Source organism: Streptomyces sp. NPDC041796 (genome assembly GCF_055590785.1).
Genome location: NZ_JBVJAH010000004.1, coordinates 161600 through 178083, shown reverse-complemented (window position 1 = coordinate 178083; position 16484 = coordinate 161600). Strand labels below are relative to the sequence as shown.

Here is a 16484-nt window from a genome sequence, read left to right as displayed (position 1 = left end):
GACCGCCCGGTCATTCTCAGAAGGACGGTGGGCCCCGGCAATGAGAGATCGCTACTACTTCCACTCGTAGAGACGGTGTCCTTGCCGCGGGCGAACCGGCATGCTGTCCCCGCGTAGGCCCGGCCGCCACGGCTGCTGTGACGCCGTCAGGTGCCGGTCCGGGCCCGATGTGGCGGCGGGGACGACTGACGACGGAGGCGTCGCACCTCAGGCGGTGGATATCTCCGGCATGGCGCAATCATCCTGATTCACCCTGGGCGATTCGCTCCTACCGGGCATCGTTGCAGCCGCCCGCGGCATGGTGCATCTCACACAAGCGCCATGCCGGGGTGGTGAAGGTGGTGCCGGGATCCCCGCAAGCGGCGGAGAGCGACTCGGGCCCCTCCATGGAGGGGTCGACCCGGCCGGTGCGGAACCGTCCACGGAGGGGCGAGGGGCGCTGGGGGGCCGCCTTCCCCGGAGCGCGTCTCCGGGGTCGTCTCAGGCGGGCTGCTCCCCGCCCGCTCGTCCGTGGGCCCGAGTGACGCGGTCGAGGAGGGCTTCCACTCCGGCCGCGAGCTCGGGAGATCCTCCTCTTTCGGCAAGGGCGGCGGTTCGTGCTCGCAGCTCAGGGAAGTCCTGGACGGGGAGGCGGTGCAATCCGTACCGGAACGCCGGTTCGGTTTCCTCCGGTGCGTCCACCATGGCCCTCAGGTCCGCGAACAGATACCCGAGGAGCCACGCGGTGAAGGCGCGGTGGGTGGCCGCAATGGTGTGGTCGTCCAGACGCGCCTCGTCCAGCGACCGGAGGATCCGCTCATCGATCCGCAGGACCGGATGGGGGCGCCGGGCGAGGGGGACGCTGAGCAGGCGGGTCGCCAGCAGCGGCACCACGTGAGGGTGACGGAGGGCGACCTCGTACGTCACCTGGGCGATGTCGTGCAGTGCGCTGCGCCACTCGGGCATGCCCGGCGCCGCGGGGGCGGGGGCGGGCCGCGATGCCACGGTCTGCTCCAGCTCCAGGTAGAACGCCTCGACGACGCCGTCCAGCAGGGCGTCCTTGCCGTCGGCGTACCGGTACAGGGCCATGGCCTCCACGCCCAGCGCCGCGCCGAGCCGGCGCATGCTGAGCGCCGAGAGGCCCTCGCTGTCCACGATCTGGAGGGCCGTCGCCATGACGCGCTCCCGTGACAACCGTCCGTAGCGGCCGCGGTCGCTGGCGCGACGGCCCGGGGTGTCTGCCGGCGGGTTCATCTGATCATCGCCCCTGTTCGTCGAGGGTGCCTGTTGACGATGTACCCATATCGCCCCAGAATGTACATATACGTCGTAAACGGGAGGTGTCAACGTACACCACCGGGGCGTTTCGGGAGTGTTTCTCATGGCGAACCACAGGCGGGGCTCCTCCTCCAGACCGCTGGAGTCCCACATCGCCACCCTCTCCGGGGGCAATGTCGCCCGGATCACTCCGGCCGGTCCCGTCTTCGGGCGCCCCAAGACCGTGCGGGCCGTGCGGCGCTCCACCTTCGTACCGGCGTTGTCCTTCGAGGACCGGGCCACGCTGGTCGGCATCACACTGAGCTGGTTCATCTGCTTCGCCTGGTTCTGGTCGTGGTGGCTGCAGCCGCAGCACCGCGTCGGATGGGCGGCGCTGATCGTCAACAGCGCCCTGTTGCTCTACCTGACTCTGCTGCCGTGCTACTTCTTCATCGCCGCCATGCGGCTGCGTCGCGTCAATCCCGCTCTGCGCGTCCCGCGTATCCCTGTCGCCTTCGCCGTGACGCGCGCTCCCTCCGAGCCGTGGCCCACCGTGCGCCGCACCCTCGAAGCGATGCTGGACCAGGACTTCCCCCACCCCTACGACGTCTGGCTGTGCGACGAGGACCCCTCCGCCGAGATCGAGCAGTGGTGTGCGAGCCACAACGTCCGGGTGTCGTGCCGCCGTGGGGTCACCGACTACCAGCGGGACACCTGGCCCCGCCGCGCCCGCTGCAAGGAGGGCAACCTCGCCTACTTCTACGACCACTGGGGCTATCGCCACTACGTCGCCGTCGCCCAGCTCGACTGCGACCACGTGCCGACCCGTTCGTACCTGTCCGAGATGATCCGGCCGTTCTCGGACCCGGCGATCGGCTATGTGGCCGCCCCGAGTGTGTGTGACGCCAACAGCGCCCAGTCCTGGGCGGCGCGGGGCCGGCTGCACCGGGAGGCGATCTGGCACGGTGCCGTGCAACTGGGCCACATCGCCGGGCTCGCGCCCATGTGCATCGGATCGCACTACGCGGTACGGACCCGGGCGCTGCGGCAGATCGGGGGGCTGGGACCCGAGCTCGCCGAGGACTTCTCCACGACGTTCCTGCTCAACTCCGCAGGCTGGCAAGGGGCGTTCGCCATCGACGCCGAGGCGCACGGCGACGGGCCGATCACCTTCGCCGACATGATCACACAGGAGTACCAGTGGGCCCGCAGTCTGACCACGATGCTGCTGGACCTGGTTCCGCGGCACCTCAGCAGAATGCCGTTCGTGCTACGCCTGCGCTTCACCTACGCGCTGGCGTACTACCCGCTCCTCGGTCTGATGATCACATCCGGGCTGACCCTGCCGCCCATCGCGGTCATCACGGGCATCCCGTGGATGAACGTCAACTACTTCAGCTTCCTGCTGCACTTCTGGACCTTGCCGGTATGGCTCCTCGCGACACTGATCCTGCTGCGGCGCCGCGGGCTGATGCGGCCGCGTGAGGCGCCGGTCGTGAGCTGGGAGACCTGGTTGTTCGCACTCGCGCGGTGGCCTTTCGTCGTCTGGGGGGTCCTCGGCGCGATCCGGCTGAGGCTCAACCCCCGGCCTCTCGTCTTCCGCGTCACCCCCAAGGACCGTGATGCGGGGCCGCAAGTGCTGATGCCCCGTCTGGTGCTCCCCTTCGTCGCCATCGCGACAGTTCTCTCCGGTGTCGCCGTCTGGGGCGAGCTGACCAGCCCCGCCGCGGGCTACGTCTTCCTGTGCATTCTTGCCGCGGCGACGTACGGGGTGGTGGCCACTGCGGTCGCCGTCCTGCACGTACGGGAAGTGTCCCGGGCCGCCGGAGTGCGCTTCAGGTCGGCGATGCCGACCGCGCGGGTGGCGCTGCCCCTGGCCCTGGTGTCCCTGATGCCCGTCGCCCTGGCCGTCTTCTTCTACCCGTCGTACGCGGCGGCCGTTCTTACGTGACCGCCTTGCCCGCCGCCCATGAAGGAGAAGCACTTATGCGACAGCCGTCCACGATACTCGTCACCGGCGGGGCCGGCTTCATCGGAAGTCATACCTGCGTCGAACTGCTCGAACACGGCTACGAGGTCATCGTCGTCGATGACTACTCCAACAGTGCCCCCGAGGTGTTCGAGCGGGTGCAAAGGATCGTCGGTCGCTTCGTCGGGGCCGTCTACAAGCTGGACATCCGCAACCGGCACGCCCTCTCCGTCGTGTTCGACCAGCACCGCATCGACGCGGTGATCCACTTCGCCGCCAGGAAGGCGGTAGGGGAGTCGGTGCGCAAGCCCGCCGAGTACTACGACACCAATGTCGGCGGGACGACCGCCCTGTTGCTGGCGATGCGTGAGCACGAGGTGCGGCAGCTGGTGTTCTCCTCGTCCTGCTCGGTCTACGGCGAGGCGGACGGAGGACCCCTGAGCGAGCGGGCACCCGCCCGGCCCACCAACCCCTACGCGGCGTCCAAGTGGATCTGCGAGCAGATCCTCTCGGACATCTGCAGTCGGTACCCCGGCTTCACCGTGCTCTCCCTGCGGTACTTCAACCCGGTCGGCGCCCACTCCAGCGGGCTGCTCGGCGAGGACCCGCACGGTGTGCCGGACAACTTGATGCCCTACCTGGCCCAGGTCGCCATCGGCCGCCGGGACCGGCTGAACGTCTTCGGAGGCGACTACGCCACCGCCGACGGCACCGCGGTGCGCGACTACCTCCATGTCATGGACGCTGCCGAGGCCCACCGCATCGCTCTGGGTCACCTGAGCGACAGGCCCGGTTTCCGGGCCCTCAACATCGGCACCGGAAAGGGCAGTTCGGTCCTGGACGTGATCGCCGCGTTCGGTGATGCCTGCCGGCGGCCCCTGCCGTACCAGGTCGTACACCGCCGCCCAGGAGATGTGGCCGAGCTCGTCGCCGACCCGACCGCCGTGGAACGGGAGTGGGCCTGGCGCCCTACGCGCGACCTGGCGGCGATGTGCCGGGACGCCTGGCGATTCCAGCAGCGCAACCCATTCGGTTACACCGACATCACCAGCGAGGAGCAACCATGAGGATCACCGTCATCGGCACCGGATACGTGGGAGCCGTGCATGCCGCCTGCATGGCCCAAATCGGGCACGAGGTACTCGGAGTCGACATCGACGCCGACCGGATCGCCTCCCTCAACGCGGCCAGAGCCCCCATGCACGAGCCAGGGCTGGACGATCTGCTCGCCCGGACGGTGGGCTCGGGCCGCCTGCGGTTCACCACCTCTCTCACCGAGGCCGCCCGATTCGCCAAGCTGCATTTCATCTGTGTGGGCACCCCACAACGTCCGGACAGCCCCGCTGCCGACCTGCGCTATGTCGACGCCGCGGTGGAGGCCTTGGCACCGGCCCTGCACCCGGGGAGCCTGGTGGTGGGCAAATCCACTGTGCCCGTCGGCACCGCGGCACGCCTGGCGGCCCGGCTGCGGGAGACGGCGCCCCAGGCCGAGATCGCCTGGAACCCCGAGTTCCTGCGCGAGGGGTCGGCCGTCCGCGACACCCTGTGGCCCGAACGTCTGGTGGTGGGGGTCACCTCCGCCGGCGCCGAGGAGGCTCTGCGAGAGGTCTACGCACCGATGCTGCGGGCGGGTGTTCCCTTCTTCTGTACTGACCCGTCCACGGCCGAACTCGTCAAGGTCGCAGCCAACTCGTTCCTGGCCACCAAGATCTCCTTCATCAATGCGATGGCCGAAATCTGCGACGCGGCCGGCGGCGATGTCACCACCCTGGCCGAGGCCATCGGCGCGGACTCGCGCATCGGCCATTCGTTCCTCCAGCCGGGACTCGGCTTCGGCGGCAGCTGCTTCCCCAAGGACATCCGGGCGTTCGCGGCCCGAGCCGAGGAGTTGGGGGTCGGCGACGCGGTGACCTTCCTGCACCAGGTGGACGGGATCAACGTCAGGCAGCGGCGGCGTACCGTCGACCTGGCCCGCGCACTTGTCGGCGGGTCCTTCGCCGGCCGTACCGTGGGCGTCCTGGGCGCGGCCTTCAAACCGGAGAGCGACGATGTGCGTGATTCCCCCGCCCTGGCCGTGGCCGCCGCGATACAGGCCGAGGGCGCCGAGGTCCGTGTGCACGACCCGGAGGCCATCGACAACGCCAGGGCGTCCTTCCCGGACTTGAAGTACACCCTCGTCGTTCCCGAAGCCTGCGAGGGCGCGGACCTCGTCATGCACCTCACTCCCTGGCAGGACTACGCGGAGATCGACCCGGCCGTCCTGGCCGGAGTGGTGCGGACCCCGTTGCTGCTGGACGCGCGGAACACCCTCGACGTCCAGGCCTGGCAGCGGGCGGGCTGGCGCATGCGCGCCTTGGGCCGCCCATCGCTCGGTGGAGCGAACCGTCCAGCGGTGCCGACAGCGGGGCACGGTGTCCCCAGCGGCGTTCTTCTGGGGAGGAACTGATGCGTGTCGTGGTGACGGGTGGCGGCGGATTCGTCGGTTCGCACCTGTGCGAAGCACTGCTGCGCAGGGGAGACACCGTCTGCTGCATCGACAACTTCTCCACCGGTGAACCGCGTAACCTCGCGCATCTGCGGGGACGGCGGAACTTCGAGCTGGTGCGGGCCGATGTGACCGGAGACCTTGACGTAGCCGGACCGGTGGACGCGGTGGCGCATCTGGCCAGCCCCGCCTCCCCGCCGGACTACGACCGGTTGCCCCTGGAGACCCTCGCGGTCGGCAGCAGGGGGACGGAGAACGCACTGCGTCTGGCCCACGGCAACCGTGCCCGCTTCGTCCTGGCCTCCACCAGCGAGGTGTACGGCGACCCGGCGGTCCACCCGCAACCCGAGGAGTACTGGGGCCATGTGAACCCCGTCGGGCCCCGCAGCGTGTATGACGAGGCGAAACGCTTCGCCGAAGCGCTGACCACGGCGTACCGGCGGAGCCTGGGTGTTGACACCGGCATCCTCCGTATCTTCAACACCTACGGACCGCGTATGCGGCCGTACGACGGACGGGTGGTCTCCACGTTCATTCGGCAGGCACTGGAAGGCAGGCCGCTGACCATCCACGGGGACGGCAGCCAGACCCGGAGCTTCTGCTACGTCGACGACCTGGTGCGGGGCATCGTGACGATGCTGGACACCGGGGAACCCGGGCCGGTCAACCTCGGCAACCCCAGCGAACGCACCGTCAGGGAACTCGCCGATCTGGTCCTGGCCCTGACCGGCTCGCCGTCCGGGGTCGAGTTCCGTCCCCTGCCCGTCGACGATCCGGTCAGGCGCCGGCCGGTGATCGACCGGGCCCGGCGGATGCTGGGGTGGTCCCCGCGGGTCACCATGGAAGAGGGGCTGCGGTACACCATCGCGTGGTTCATGGACCGTGTGCCGCACCACCAGCCGACAGGGGTGTGATCATCATGCGACGGACGGCAGCGAGACCGGGGCCCGGAGTACGGTCACGGCGGTTCGTCTGGCCGGGTCTGCTGACCGTCGCGATCGTGGCAGCCGGCAGCGGCTGCGTCAGCACTCCTCATTACTCGACGGACCGCACGTACTACATCAGCCCCCAGGGGAACGACAAGGAGGACGGCCTTTCACCCGGTGACGCGTGGCGTTCCCTGCGGCGCCTCGACGGCGTGAAACTGAACCCCGGTGACCGTGTGCTGCTCGAGGGCGGAGCCCGCTTCGCCGGGCCGCTGGAGCTGCGCCAGGACGATGCCGGACGTGCTGACCGGCCCGTCACGATCGGCTCGTACGGCAAGGACCGGGCCACCATCGACGTGCCCGGCGGGAATGGCATCGGCGTGCACAACACCGCCGGCGTGGAGATCCGCAACCTCGTCATCGTGGGAAAGGGCACCGCGGCCTACACGAAGGGGGGAGGGATCCATCTTTACAGCAACCTTCCGGGCAACAAGAAACTGGATCACGTCACCATCTCCGGGGTGGACGTCTCGGGCTTCCGTGTCGGAGTGCAGATCGGCGGTACGGCCGGAAGCACCGGCTTCAAGAATGTCAACGTCGACAACTCGGTTCTGCATGACAACAAAGACATCGGCCTGCTGACCTACGGTCCCCGGTTCAATGCCGCGCTGCCGGCCTACGCGCACCAGAACGTCACGCTCAACCGGGTCGAGACGTACCACATGGTCGGCGACCCCTCGGCAGCCGACCATCACACCGGCAATGGCATCGTGCTCAGCAGCGTCAACGGCGCCAGCGTGTCCCGCTCCAGCGCGCACGACAACGGCACCCGCGCGTCGAAGGAGGCACGGGAAGGCCCCGTGGGCATCTGGGCCTTCGACGCCACCCGTGTGCTGATCCAGCACAGTACCGCGTACCGGCAGAATTCCGGCTCCAAGGTGGACGGGGCGGGATTCGGTTTCGACTCGAACGTCTCACGGTCGGTCATCCAGTACAACTTGGCGTTCGGCAACGACGGACCCGGCTTCCAGACCTACACCAACATCAGGAACGGCGCCCATACGAACAACGTCATCCGGTACAACATCAGCAGCGACAACGGCCGCTTGCTGCCGCACCGCGGAGGAATATCCATCCACGGCAAGGACATCCGCAACCTGCGCGTGTACCAGAACACCGTTGTGCTGACGAACACGGGAGGACACCTCGGTCCGGCCCTTCGTGTGACGGGCGGGGCGCAGGGCGTCATTCTGCGCAACAACCTCCTGGTCACCGACGCCTCTCCGGTCGCGGTCGTTGACGAGGACTATTCCACCCGGGAGCTCTCTCTCCAGGGCAACAACTACTTCTCGACCGACCGACGTCCGACGGTGCGCTGGGCCGACCGGAACTATCCGGACCTGGCCTCCTGGCGTTCGGCGACGGGGCAGGAGTCCCTCGACGGCCGTCGTACCGGTTTCAGCGTTCGCCCCTGCTTCGCCGGGGGAGCCGCGCCGATCGTCGACGTCCCCGCCGAGGTGTCACAGATGGTGCCCACGTGCCCTTCCCTGGCAGGGAAGGGCCTGGCCCTGGAGCCCGCACTCCCCGACTACTTCGGCACGGCGACGGGCGCTTCCCCACCGATCGGAGCGATCGTGCCTCGCTGATCCTCCGGATGCCGGCGAAACGAAATGCCGAAACGAAACGTCCGGGCGCGGAGGGGCGGATCGGCACGTGGCCGGGGGGCGAGCGCGCTGTCCGCCCGGCGGGCGCGGGCACACCGCCCGGTCACCGCGTCGGCGAGCTCCCGGTGCGCCACCGGTGATCGGGCAGGAACCGCACGTCGTACCGGAGCGCCACGGTGTCGAACGTGTGCGGCTGGGGCACGTACGGTTCCCGGGGCAGGCCGAGCTCGTCGGTCGGTGTGCCGAGGTGCTCGAAGAACCGCTCGAACGTCCCGCTCGGCCCGGCCGCCACGCCGACGATCCGGCTGTGGTGGCGCTCGATCCGGTACGCGTGCGGGCAGTTCTTCGGTACGAAGCCGAAGTCGCCGGCCGTCAGCACCTTCTCGTACTGCTCGCCCTCCAGGTCCTCCACGAACAGCCGCACCGCACCGTCGGTGATGTGGAAGACCTCGTAGGTGCCGGGGTGGAGGTGGGCCGGAATGACATCGCCCTTGGGGCCCTCGACCGTGAAGAAGTTGAAGGCGTTCTCGGTCTGCTCACCGCGCGCGTAGACGGTGACGAGGTCACCGAAGAGGTGGGCCCTGTCTCCCATGCCCTTCTCGATGACATACGGCTTGCCCGGCTCGGCCGGTATGAGTGAGGGGGAGCGGCGACGACGGGCGAACTCCATGGTCATGGAAAACCTCCGGCACGGGGGCGGCGAACGAATGTCAGGTTACCTGACATGCCTTCCCGGGTGCCGGAGGCGCTTGGTGTCACCGCGTCACGGTCAGCAGAGGGCGACCCCGATCACGGCGTTGTCCCCGGTGCCGTAACCGGGGAAGGTCACCGTGTCGCCGGGTTCCGCCGTGCGGCAGGGGACGTCGGAACCGTCGCGGTACTCCACGGTCAGGTGCTGGGTGGAGGCGCAGGTGTTGGTGACGAAGGTGTAGCGCCAGCTCGTCGCGTACTGAACGCACGGCGGCGCCGCATCTCCGGAGGCGGTGGCCGCGGGAGCCTGTGCGAAGCAGGCGGCAAGGGTCAGGACACCGGCTGCTATGACGCGGTTAGTTGAACGCTTCATGGGGTGCACTGCTGATCAACCCTTCACTTCTCGAACACTGCGAGACTCGAGAGTAGGAAGGGTCAGGGCATCACCCGCCGAAATCGCGCCACTTGGGCGTGTGTCGTGGCCGTTCCCCCGGCACATGGTCGACGACGCGCACGCGGTGCTCGGGCCCAGGTCACGGCGTCCATGGCCCACGAAGCGATGTGCCCGGCCGTAGACAATGCGACGACACCGCCGACCGGCCTGCCGTGCCCTCCGCCGCAGGAGAGCGGCCCACTGTGCCCGCCCATGGGTGGCGTCCGCCCCACGCGTCGCAGAACGCTCGGAAATCGCCGCCCCGCGGTCTACTCCGCTGCCAGGAGGTACGGCTGGAAGGCCGCCCGCACGGTCGCGGGCATCTCCTTCTTGCCGTGCGTCACCGGGTCCGTGAACACGTGCCGCACCTCGCCTTCCGCGATGAGCCGTTCACCGACCTTGAACCTGGGGCACACGATCATGCTCGTCGTTCCGAGGCGGGTGATCGGCATCTCGATGTCGAGCACCTCGTCGAAGCGCGCCCCCTGGCGATAGAGGATCCGGGCCTCCGCCACCACCAGGTCGGTCCCGCCGTCCAGCATGGCGCCGTATCCCCCCGCGGCTTCACGCCACAGCTCCGTCACGGCGACGTCGTAGTAGAAGAGGTAGTGCCCGTTGAACACCACGTTCTGCTGGTCGCATTCGCTGTAGCGCACTCGCAGTCGGTGCGTGAAGAGCATGGCCATGGGCGAGGTCCGCCTTTCGTGGTGGTGATCAAGACGCGCGACGAGGGTCGCCGGTCACCCGGGGAGGAGTCAACCGCTCGTCGCCACCCCGTTGTCCGGCGCTCTGTCACCGAGCGCATGCGGATCGCCCGTTCGCCGGCGAGCCGTGCACCTGCGCCTCGCGCCAGGCGTTGCTCCTCCCGAACAGCCCAACAGTGTGGCGAGTACTCGCCGACTCGGGCCGCATGACCGCCCTGGTCACCGAATCGGGCCGCGGCCGGGTGGTCCCGCGGATGGTGGCCGACGGCTCTCGCCGTCACGTGCCGTACGCCAAAGCGTCATTCCGGCATCCCTGTTGCTCGCCTCCCGGCCTGCTCTGAACGAGGAGCCATACGTCCGTGATCGGCACCCCTCACCCGCCCCTCCACGCCGAAAGGCCGAACCCCACACCGCACCTGGTCGCCGCGGTACGTCACACACGGCGCCGCATCGACGCGGGCCGCCGACCCGCACGCTCTCGCCTGCGCTGCATCCGTTCCCTGACCGGCCTCGACCTCGACCAGCCGCTGCATCGCCTGTGTGCCGACCTCGCCCTGCTCCTCCTTCCGGACCGCGCCGACGGCCCGGCCCGAGAACGAGGGCGGCATGCGGCGGCGCCCGCTCCACCGGTGAGCGCTGCCACCGTCAGGACGGCGGCGGGCCGACCCGCGCGCGGGCCCGGCCGGGTCAGCGGCGGCGGGGCCGCGGGACGGACCAGTGCGGGGCGCGGCTGAGGATGAGCGCGAGTTCCGCCCGCATCCGGTCGAAGGCAAGGTGGTACAGGGCGAGTTGACGCTCGGCAACGGTGTCCCGGTCCAGATGGCGCACGGTGTCCGGGGCCCCGCGGCCGCCCGCGGCGCCCGGCCGGGACGACCCGGCCGGGCGCCGCGTGGTGCGACGGCCCGGGGCCGGTCAGATGTCCCGGAAGATCTCGATCTGCGCGCCCACCGAGTTCAGACGCTCCGCGAGGTCCTCGTAGCCGCGGTTGATGACGTAGACGTTGCGCAGGACGGACGTGCCCTCGGCCGCCATCATGGCGAGGAGCACGACCACCGCGGGCCGCAGGGCGGGCGGGCACATCATCTCGGCGGCGCGCCAGCGGGTCGGGCCCTCGACGAGGACGCGGTGCGGGTCCAGGAGCTGGAGGCGGCCGCCCAGGCGGTTGAGGTCGGTCAGGTAGATGGCGCGGTTGTCGTAGACCCAGTCGTGGATGAGGGTCTGGCCCTGCGCGGAAGCCGCGATGGCGGCGAAGAACGGCACGTTGTCGATGTTCAGGCCGGGGAACGGCATCGGGTGGATCTTGTCGATCGGCGCCTCCAGTTTGGAGGGCCGTACGGTCAGGTCCACCAGGCGCGTGCGGCCGTTGTCGGCGGCGTACTCCGTGGTGCGGTCGTGGTCGAGGCCCATCTCCTCCAGGACCGCGAGCTCGATCTCCAGGAACTCGATCGGTACGCGACGGATCGTCAGCTCCGACTCGGTGACGACCGCCGCCGCCAGCAGGCTCATCGCCTCGACCGGGTCCTCGGAGGGCGAGTAGTCGACGTCCACGTCGATGGACGGCACGCCGTGCACGGTCAGGGTGGTGGTACCGATGCCCTCCACCTGTACGCCGAGGGCCTCCAGGAAGAAGCACAGGTCCTGGACCATGTAGTTGGAGGAGGCGTTGCGGATGACGGTGACGCCGTCGTGGCGGGCGGCGGCGAGCAGGGCGTTCTCGGTGACGGTGTCGCCGCGCTCGGTCAGCACGATCGGGCGGTCCGGCGCCACGGAGCGGTCGACCTGTGCGTGGTACAGCCCTTCGGTGGCGGTGATGTCCAGGCCGAAGCGGCGCAGCGCGATCATGTGCGGCTCGATCGTGCGCGTACCGAGGTCGCAGCCGCCCGCGTAGGGGAGCTTGAACTGCCGCAGCCGGTGGAGCAGCGGGCCGAGGAACATGATGATGGAGCGGGTGCGGCGGGCCGCGTCCGCGTCGATGGCGGCCATGTCCAGGTGCGCGGGCGGGACGATTTCCAGGTCCATCCCGTCGTTGATCCAACGGGTGCGTACGCCGATGGAGTTGAGGACCTCCAGCAGCCGGTAGACCTCCTCGATCCGGGCGACGCGCCTGAGCGTCGTACGGCCCTTGTTGAGAAGTGACGCGCACAGCAGCGCCACACAGGCGTTCTTGCTCGTCTTGACATCGATGGAGCCGGACAGCCGGCGCCCGCCCACTACTCGGAGGTGCATGGGACCCGCGTACCCGAGTGACACGATTTCACTGTCGAGCGCTTCGCCGATCCGGGCGATCATCTCAAGGCTGATGTTCTGGTTCCCGCGCTCAATGCGGTTGACGGCGCTCTGACTTGTGGCCAGCGCCTCGGCGAGCTGCGTCTGCGTCCAGCCGCGGTGCTGCCGGGCGTCACGGATGAGCTTGCCGATGCGTACGAGGTAGTCGTCTGCCATGGGGGCAGGTTATCTCAGATATGAGATGCCCCCCGTGTCGGGGTGCGCCGTCAGGGTGAGAGGCTGTGCGCCGTGGGGTGCCGTGGCTCGTAGAGCGGCAGTTCACCGCCGCTCGGCAGCCGTACGGCCGCCAGCAGTCCCCAGCCCTGGTCGCTGACCGGCCGCGACATCTCCGCCCCGCGGTCCGCCAATGTCCGCAACGTCCCCTCGATGTCGTCGCACATCAGGAAGAATTCGTGCCGGGGCTCACCGGGTGTCGGGTGTACGGCGACCTCGGCGGGCGGCAGCTTGAAGATGAGCCAGCCGCGCCCGGCGTCGACGCCGTCGAAGCCCAGCACGTCCCTGATGAACGCCCGGTCGGCGTCGGCGTCCTTGGTGTAGAGGATGACGTGTGCGCCACTGAACATGCCCCGATGCTCGACGCCCGGCCCCGCCCCCGCAACTCCGGCTGCGCCGTCCGGGAGGGGCCGCCGGGGGCTCGTGGCCCCGTCCAGGGGTCTCGCCGGCCCTCCGCGCACCACCCCCACGTCGCGAAGTCGGCGACTACCGTGAGCGAATGACCCAGACCTGGAACGACACCGCGCCGGGCGTCCTGCGGCTTCCCTCCGGCCGCACGGTCCGGGGGCGTGGTCTCCGGCGGCCTCTCCCGGAGGGCCCGACGCCCGATTTCGCCGTGTATCTGCTCGCCAAGCAGCCGCCCGGCGTCCCGTGGGAGGCGCGGTGGCTGCGCTGGCCGGACTTCCGGCTGCCCAGCAGCCCGGCGGACGCCCGTACCGTCCTCCGCGAGGCCTGGGAGCGCAGCGTCGCCGAACGCGTCGAGGTCGCGTGCGGCGGCGGACGCGGCCGGACCGGTACGGCGCTGGCCTGTATCGCCGTAATGGACGGAATTCCGCCGGACGAAGCGGTGCAATTCGTTCGCCGGAACTACGACCGGCATGCCGTCGAGACCCCCTGGCAGAAACGCTTCGTCCGCCGCTTCACCGCATGACACGGCAGTTCGCCGGGCGTGCCTCGTCGCAGGGCACGGTCATGTACTAGAGTTATCTCGACATCGAGATATCTGCCGAAAGACGCACCGCAGCCGCGCCAGCCGGTAAGGGTTACCTAACTAAGTCTTACCTTAGCGGATCGGCGAGGAGCCATCGCGGCAGGATGCGGTAAGAACGCGCACATTGATGAAGGAGACTGTCGTGTCGGCGAACAGCTTCGACGCCCGCAGCACGCTGCGCGTGGGCGACGAGTCGTACGAGATCTTCAGGCTGGACAAGGTCGAGGGCTCCGCGCGCCTCCCTTACAGCCTGAAGGTGCTCCTGGAGAACCTGCTCCGCACCGAGGACGGCGCGAACATCACCGCCGACCACATCCGGGCCCTCGGCAACTGGGACTCGCAGGCTCAGCCGAGCCAGGAGATCCAGTTCACGCCGGCCCGCGTGATCATGCAGGACTTCACCGGTGTGCCGTGTGTCGTCGACCTCGCCACCATGCGCGAGGCCGTCAAGGAGCTCGGCGGCGACCCGGCGAAGATCAACCCGCTCGCCCCGGCCGAGCTGGTCATCGACCACTCCGTCATCGCCGACAAGTTCGGCACGCCGGACGCCTTCGGCCAGAACGTCGAGCTGGAGTACGGCCGCAACAAGGAGCGCTACCAGTTCCTGCGCTGGGGCCAGACCGCCTTCGACGAGTTCAAGGTCGTCCCGCCGGGCACCGGCATCGTCCACCAGGTGAACATCGAGCACCTGGCCCGCACCGTCATGGTCCGGAACGGCCAGGCGTACCCCGACACCCTCGTCGGCACCGACTCCCACACCACCATGGTCAACGGCCTCGGTGTGCTCGGCTGGGGCGTCGGCGGCATCGAGGCCGAGGCCGCCATGCTCGGCCAGCCGGTCTCCATGCTGATCCCGCGCGTCGTCGGCTTCAAGCTCACCGGCGAGCTGCCCACCGGCACCACCGCCACCGACCTGGTGCTCACCATCACCGAGATGCTGCGCAAGCACGGCGTCGTCGGCAAGTTCGTCGAGTTCTACGGTGAGGGCGTCGCCGCCACCTCCCTCGCGAACCGCGCCACCATCGGCAACATGTCGCCCGAGTTCGGCTCCACCGCCGCGATCTTCCCGATCGACGGCGAGACGCTGAACTACCTCAAGCTCACCGGCCGCTCCGAGCAGCAGGTCGCGCTCGTCGAGGCGTACGCCAAGGAGCAGGGCCTCTGGCTGGACCCGGCCGCCGAGCCGGACTTCTCCGAGAAGCTGGAGCTGGACCTCTCCACGGTCGTCCCCTCCATCGCCGGCCCCAAGCGCCCGCAGGACCGCATCGTCCTCGCCAACGCCGCCCAGCAGTTCGCGCAGGACGTCCGCAACTACGTCGACGACGTCGACGAGGCGGGCAAGGAGTCCTTCCCGGCCTCCGACGCCCCGGCCAACACGCCCAACGGCGCCCCGTCGAAGCCGGTCACCGTCACCGCCCCCGACGGCTCCACGTACGAGATCGACCACGGCGCCGTCACCGTCGCCGCGATCACCTCCTGCACCAACACCTCGAACCCGTACGTCATGGTCGCCGCCGCCCTGGTGGCCAAGAAGGCGGTCGAGAAGGGCCTGACCCGCAAGCCGTGGGTCAAGACCACCCTCGCCCCGGGCTCGAAGGTCGTCACCGACTACTTCGACAAGGCGGGCCTCACCCCGTACCTCGACAAGGTCGGCTTCAACCTCGTCGGCTACGGCTGCACCACCTGCATCGGCAACTCCGGCCCGCTGCCGGAGGAGGTCTCCAAGGCCGTCAACGACCACGACCTCGCCGTCACGTCGGTCCTCTCCGGCAACCGCAACTTCGAGGGCCGGATCAACCCCGACGTCAAGATGAACTACCTGGCCTCCCCGCCGCTGGTCGTCGCGTACGCCATCGCGGGCTCCATGAAGGTGGACATCACCAAGGACGCCCTGGGCATCGACCAGGACGGCAAGCCGGTCCACCTCAAGGACATCTGGCCCTCCGAGGCCGAGGTGAACGAGGTCGTCGCCAGCGCCATCGGCGAGGACATGTTCAACAAGTCCTACCAGGACGTCTTCGCCGGTGACGCCCAGTGGCAGGCGCTGCCGATCCCCACCGGCAACACCTTCGAGTGGGACCCGCAGTCCACCTACGTCCGCAAGCCCCCGTACTTCGAGGGCATGCAGATGGAGACGACCCCGGTCACCGACATCACCGGTGCCCGCGTGCTCGCCAAGCTGGGCGACTCGGTCACCACCGACCACATCTCCCCGGCCGGCGCCATCAAGGCCGACACCCCGGCCGGCAAGTACCTCACGGAGCACGGCGTCGAGCGCCGCGACTTCAACAGCTACGGCTCCCGCCGCGGCAACCACGAGGTCATGATCCGCGGTACGTTCGCCAACATCCGCCTGCGCAACCAGATCGCGCCGGGCACCGAGGGCGGCTACACCCGCGACTTCACCCAGGACGGCGGTCCGGTGTCGTTCATCTACGACGCCTCCCGCAACTACATCGACCAGGGCATCCCGCTGGTCGTCCTGGCCGGCAAGGAGTACGGCTCCGGCTCGTCCCGCGACTGGGCCGCCAAGGGCACCGCGCTCCTCGGCGTCAAGGCCGTCATCGCCGAGTCCTACGAGCGCATCCACCGCTCGAACCTCATCGGCATGGGCGTCCTGCCGCTGCAGTTCCCCGAGGGCGCGTCCGCCCAGTCGCTCGGCCTGACCGGTGAGGAGACCTTCTCCATCTCCGGCGTCACCGAGCTGAACGAGGGCACCACGCCGCGCACGGTGAAGGTCACCACCGACACCGGCGTCGAGTTCGACGCGGTCGTCCGCATCGACACCCCCGGTGAGGCGGACTACTACCGCAACGGCGGCATCATGCAGTACGTGCTGCGCAACCTGATCCGCAACTAAAGGACCAGGCACACGGCACAAGGGCCG

At 69.1% G+C, this 16484-nt stretch carries 14 protein-coding genes; 7 read left to right on the top strand and 7 right to left on the bottom strand.

All coding sequences use genetic code 11. The features are described 5' to 3' along the window. Positions 1–480 precede the first annotated feature (480 nt). Positions 481–1155, bottom strand: a complete 675-nt coding sequence (locus tag ACZ6C1_RS09385) for a TetR/AcrR family transcriptional regulator (protein ID WP_469239368.1) — start codon at positions 1153–1155, stop codon at positions 481–483. A gap of 205 nt (positions 1156–1360) precedes the next feature. On the opposite strand from ACZ6C1_RS09385, the gene ACZ6C1_RS09380 reads away from it, so the two are divergent. The 5 genes from ACZ6C1_RS09380 to ACZ6C1_RS09360 all read left to right on the top strand — a co-directional run bounded on the left by ACZ6C1_RS09380 (position 1361) and on the right by ACZ6C1_RS09360 (position 8262). Further along, positions 1361–3187 carry a glycosyltransferase family 2 protein gene (locus ACZ6C1_RS09380; RefSeq protein ID WP_469239366.1) on the top strand — a complete coding sequence of 609 codons (1827 nt, stop codon included), beginning with the start codon at positions 1361–1363 and terminating at the stop codon, positions 3185–3187. A 35-nt stretch (positions 3188–3222) separates the two neighbouring features. Continuing rightward, complete coding sequence (gene galE, locus ACZ6C1_RS09375; RefSeq protein WP_469239364.1) at positions 3223–4272, top strand: UDP-glucose 4-epimerase GalE; 1050 nt, start codon at positions 3223–3225, stop codon at positions 4270–4272. Continuing rightward, on the top strand, positions 4269–5651 hold the full coding sequence (locus ACZ6C1_RS09370) for a UDP-glucose dehydrogenase family protein (RefSeq protein ID WP_469239363.1): 1383 nt from the start codon (positions 4269–4271) through the stop codon (positions 5649–5651). Before galE ends, ACZ6C1_RS09370 begins: the two co-directional genes overlap by 4 nt. Then, a complete protein-coding gene (locus tag ACZ6C1_RS09365) occupies positions 5651–6604 on the top strand; it encodes an NAD-dependent epimerase/dehydratase family protein (RefSeq protein WP_469239361.1) in 954 nt (317 codons plus the stop codon). The genes ACZ6C1_RS09370 and ACZ6C1_RS09365 overlap by 1 nt, the downstream gene beginning before the upstream one ends. 86 nt (positions 6605–6690) lie before the next feature. After that, positions 6691–8262: a right-handed parallel beta-helix repeat-containing protein gene (locus ACZ6C1_RS09360; protein ID WP_469239359.1), complete on the top strand. Its 1572-nt coding sequence runs from the start codon at positions 6691–6693 to the stop codon at positions 8260–8262. Between the two features lie 121 nt (positions 8263–8383). Here the strand turns inward: ACZ6C1_RS09360 and ACZ6C1_RS09355 are convergent, their stop codons facing one another. The 6 genes from ACZ6C1_RS09355 to ACZ6C1_RS09330 form a co-directional block, all read right to left on the bottom strand. Further along, positions 8384–8956, bottom strand: a complete 573-nt coding sequence (locus ACZ6C1_RS09355; RefSeq protein WP_469239357.1) for a quercetin 2,3-dioxygenase — start codon at positions 8954–8956, stop codon at positions 8384–8386. Positions 8957–9049: 93 nt separating this feature from the next. Next, positions 9050–9343, bottom strand: a complete 294-nt coding sequence (locus ACZ6C1_RS09350; protein ID WP_469239355.1) for an alpha-amylase — start codon at positions 9341–9343, stop codon at positions 9050–9052. A 329-nt stretch (positions 9344–9672) separates the two neighbouring features. Further along, complete coding sequence (locus tag ACZ6C1_RS09345; RefSeq protein ID WP_469239353.1) at positions 9673–10089, bottom strand: acyl-CoA thioesterase; 417 nt, start codon at positions 10087–10089, stop codon at positions 9673–9675. 705 nt (positions 10090–10794) lie between these two features. Further along, positions 10795–10935, bottom strand: coding sequence for a hypothetical protein (locus ACZ6C1_RS09340; protein WP_469239351.1), 141 nt, complete (start codon positions 10933–10935; stop codon positions 10795–10797). 84 nt (positions 10936–11019) lie between these two features. Further along, on the bottom strand, positions 11020–12549 hold the full coding sequence (locus tag ACZ6C1_RS09335) for a helix-turn-helix domain-containing protein (RefSeq protein WP_469239349.1): 1530 nt from the start codon (positions 12547–12549) through the stop codon (positions 11020–11022). A 50-nt stretch (positions 12550–12599) separates the two neighbouring features. Continuing rightward, the gene (locus ACZ6C1_RS09330; RefSeq protein ID WP_469239347.1) at positions 12600–12956 is read right to left on the bottom strand and encodes a VOC family protein; all 357 of its coding nucleotides are present in this window, start codon (positions 12954–12956) and stop codon (positions 12600–12602) included. A 149-nt stretch (positions 12957–13105) separates the two neighbouring features. Between ACZ6C1_RS09330 and ACZ6C1_RS09325 the strand changes: the two genes are divergently transcribed. Further along, on the top strand, positions 13106–13537 hold the full coding sequence (locus tag ACZ6C1_RS09325; protein ID WP_469239346.1) for a protein-tyrosine phosphatase family protein: 432 nt from the start codon (positions 13106–13108) through the stop codon (positions 13535–13537). A 202-nt stretch (positions 13538–13739) separates the two neighbouring features. After that, complete coding sequence (gene acnA / locus ACZ6C1_RS09320) at positions 13740–16457, top strand: aconitate hydratase AcnA (RefSeq protein WP_469239344.1); 2718 nt, start codon at positions 13740–13742, stop codon at positions 16455–16457. The last annotated feature ends 27 nt before the right edge of the window (positions 16458–16484 follow it).